This is a genomic window from Novipirellula galeiformis, assembly GCF_007860095.1.
In the GTDB taxonomy this organism is placed as follows: domain Bacteria; phylum Planctomycetota; class Planctomycetia; order Pirellulales; family Pirellulaceae; genus Novipirellula; species Novipirellula galeiformis.
Genome location: NZ_SJPT01000026.1, coordinates 1 through 3,675, shown reverse-complemented (window position 1 = coordinate 3,675; position 3,675 = coordinate 1). Strand labels below are relative to the sequence as shown.

Annotated in this window: 2 protein-coding genes; both read right to left on the bottom strand. The window is 51.6% G+C overall.

The features are described 5' to 3' along the window. Nucleotides 1-992: 992 nt before the first annotated feature. Nucleotides 993-1,853, bottom strand: coding sequence for a hypothetical protein (locus tag Pla52o_RS26515; RefSeq protein WP_146597658.1), 861 nt, complete (start codon nt 1,851-1,853; stop codon nt 993-995). Nucleotides 1,854-2,505: 652 nt separating this feature from the next. Then, entirely contained in the window at nt 2,506-3,006 is a 501-nt protein-coding gene (locus tag Pla52o_RS26510) for a hypothetical protein (protein ID WP_146597657.1), read from the bottom strand. Between the last annotated feature and the right edge of the window lie 669 nt (nt 3,007-3,675).

The window sequence follows — 3,675 nt, the reverse complement described above, 5'->3', positions numbered from 1 at the left end:
CCAATCCGGGTGCAAAGCGAGCATAGTTTTTCGACAATGTGAAGCGACGATTCGTGATGAAATCCTAGGCAAATACAATTACGTATTTCCAGTCAGCAAATGACGAAGTTATTTCCGAACAGTGCCTAGGCAAATGAATCACGATCAACGTCCGGTGGGACGTCCAACTTTACGCGGAGGGTGAAGTGACCAGACCAACGTGCAGACGTCAAGAAATAGGTCGACGCGAGGAACGCGAAAATGCAGATCGTGCTAGCGATAGCGAGTCGACGCATGATTCTTCAATCGTAGAACGGCGGTGGTCACCGAGGACGGACGGTTGACGATCCATTCGAGAAAACGTGCAAACCGTCCTTCGGTGCACCACATTGTTCAAGTAAGCCGCTATCGCGGCGGGGGTACTTTCTCGTGGTCGACGATTTGCGTTCGCATCGAGTCGACGGGCGAATTATTCTAGGCATTATAGCGGGTTCTGTAGCACAGCATGGACACCCAAGTCTGGATCACCCGAGGAGCAGGCTCACTGCAATTCCAATGGACGTTGTTCTGGAATTCGGCGGCCCCTGGAAACGGGCACCCCCAACCGCGTTGAACTGCTAGCTGTGCTACTGAGTTCAACACCAGACGAACCACTAATTTCCTTGGAAATACATGAACTTCGATCAGGCTTCGAGCGAAAATGATCGTTCGTAGCTCCGCAGAAAGTCTACACCGAAGGGGAGACCGATTGAGGAGTGACACGGCAAATAACGAATCATCTGATACATTCAGCGGGCTCCGAGACGCCAAAAGTCGCAAGCTTAATAATGCAAAGCCCGTACCATATCTTGGCAGCTGAGGCTAGCTGACACGTCACGAGCGTTAGAGTTCAGCCGGGCTTCTTGAACAGAGGCCTTGAGCTTCGGCGAATCTCACGAGCCACTCTGGTTCACAGAACGCTAACCATTCAAAGAGAGTCAGGCTCAACCTGCGCTCAACGCGAAGTCAAAGCCTTATTGGTTTTGGTTATCCGCTTTGGTGAATTCAAGTCGAGGCCGAAGAGCATATCCAGCGCACCGCATTGCAAACAATGTGCATCCAACAATACTCCAAGAATAGATCGGAAACAACGCAATCTGGGATGGCATGAAGGTCGCGTGAAGTGTTGGATTGAGTACGATCGCAGAAGCAAACAATGCCAAACCAGCAATACAGTGCCGCCGCGACAATGCTAATAGAGTAATTCCAATGCAGCATCCGGCACGCATCGAGTAGCCAAAGATGCGATGGGGCATCGCCTTGAGACGCTCGTTATGTTGTCGGATGTCCGTTTCCACCCACGTCGATATGTAGGACTGATAAACCGCGATGGCTGCCGCCACTATTAGAGTCGCGATCAGCAAGTCGGCAATTCCAATCTTCTCGCCTCTACTCTTCTTGTGATTGCGTGCCCAAACACCAAAAATCAATCTTGATGAAATGACCAATGTGAAACACACGAGAACGGACATCAACATCCCAGGTAAGACGTTCGCGACATGTTGCGTCTTCGTGGTGAATGAGAGCGACCAACTCTCATAAAGTAAGGCTCTTGAAACGAAGGATAGCGAAACGACGTAGGATGTACCAAAAACGAAAAATGCGATTCGTCGAATCGGTGTTAAAGCTGAGAAAGCGGAGACGATCACAACAAGATTGAGTTGGCCGGTGATCGCAGGGATCCACCAAAGTTGAGTTTTGTCCGGGAGAGGTTGTTGGCCTCGAAGGTAGTAGATGCCAGCAACCAATAGCGGCACAAAAGCAACGTGAATCGCCAAAAGGTATCGAGCGAAGTGCGAGTTAATGTGATGCAAACTGACTCGTTGGGACTTCAAGTCGTACGTTCGGATAACCGTCCCGGATCAGCGGGGACCGGGAGTTGAGCATCCATTCGTGAAAATTGACCACCGGTCCTCCGTTGAATCCGATGGTTACCGTTATTTGCGTTCGGGATCACGGCCAGGAGTAAGCAAGCAAGTCCACAAGAATGCAAGGCTCTCCATGCACCCAAAAATGACCGTGTAAAAAACACCAGTGACAACCCAAGCCGAAGTAACGATCTCGTCAACGCCCGCCATTTTGTACGCATTAGCGGCCATGAACGCAAAAATCGCACTGAGCATGAGAGCAATCGCGTAGCGCGGAAGCGATCGAAACCTAGGCTTCGTCGCCGGTGCGGTGCAGATGTACGAGGCCATGCTTGCCATGCCAATTGGAGCGAAGACGTCGGTCCAAATTGTTCGCACTACGACATCGAACGCGATCGCGATGCCGAAGGTGAGTGCGTAACGCCCTATGTAGGTCGGAATAGATGAGTCGCTCACTGCGCGAACGTCGGCGGTGGTTGCGAATTGCGTCACGCGTTCATTGTTCTGTCGGGGAACGTTAAAGATCACGTGGCCGCCGCGAGCGAATCACCATTTCAATAAACTCAACTCGGCGACTCGCGTGCATCGTCGTGGTCACCCGCCATTGTGAATCCACCAGCTACTTGCCATTGCCTGCGTTACCGAAGCCGGAGTCAAAGAATTCGTGTCGTTTACGATCTTCGATCGTCTTCGCTGTGTATTTGAGTTGGGTCAACGTCTTGGCGTCATACCTATTCTTGGAAATGTCATTCTTAACGAGACGCACAACCAACTGGTTGAGCTTCGAGTCAGGTTCAATCTCAGAGATTGCCTGTGAACCGTCGGCATGAAGAATTGCAATGATCGGCTGCTTCGAATCACGTCTGGCATTGGCCGTCCAGTAATTCGGGTGTGGAAAAAGGATTGTAAGTTCGCGTTCATCGTTGCAGTCAAACTTAACGAGATAGGATCCGTCGTCGTGCACCGGGCCGGCATCCCGATAGCTTATGGAGTTAACCGACGCGAGTTTCGGGGCGAGGTCTTCAGTAAGCGGTACCGGAATCTTGGTTGGATCGACGAGTTGAGCGGACACACTTGCTGTCGCAGCGAAGGCGAGAGCAACGAAGATTGGAATACGCATAGAAAAAAGCTCAGTCGGGTAACGCTAGCCGTAACCGGGTCGCGTCGAAAAAGTTGGCCCTTGCCAGAACGGGGCACACGCGACTCCGGTTCACGGCATTGTTACCCGCTCGCACTGGGTCAGCCAACGGGATCGTACAGCGACGCATTTGCTACAGCAAGTATAAAACCAATCATGAGAAAAACGAAGTTGCGGCCAGTTGCTTTTCGCTCGGTCCTGCAGTTGTGGTAAAAATGCCAAAAGATCAGCGCCGATACACCAGTCGGCAAAACCGCGAGCAAGAGCGGTAAAACATGACGCAACACCATCGAATCAGGCCCGAAGAGTACTATCGAGCAATAACCGTGGCAAAAGAGTTTGTATCCATTTTCGCTTGCGGTTGAGTTGAAAATGGCCCACAAGCAAAACGCGGAGAATAGGTAGACCAAACTAAGCATCCATCGCCAGTCTGGGTGCGTCGATCGGCGATCTGGTATCGCCAATGGCGGCGATGCAGTCGATGCGTATGGATTCAAGTCAACCATTCAGGTTTCTCAGTCGGGTAAAGAATCCATGTAAGTCCGAGGTTTGATGGGTGGGAGTCATTCGTTCAAAATGACTGGCGACTCGGACCCGTGATCTCGGCAGCGTGCGGCTGCCGGTCACATTCACTCCACCCACCAAAACCAC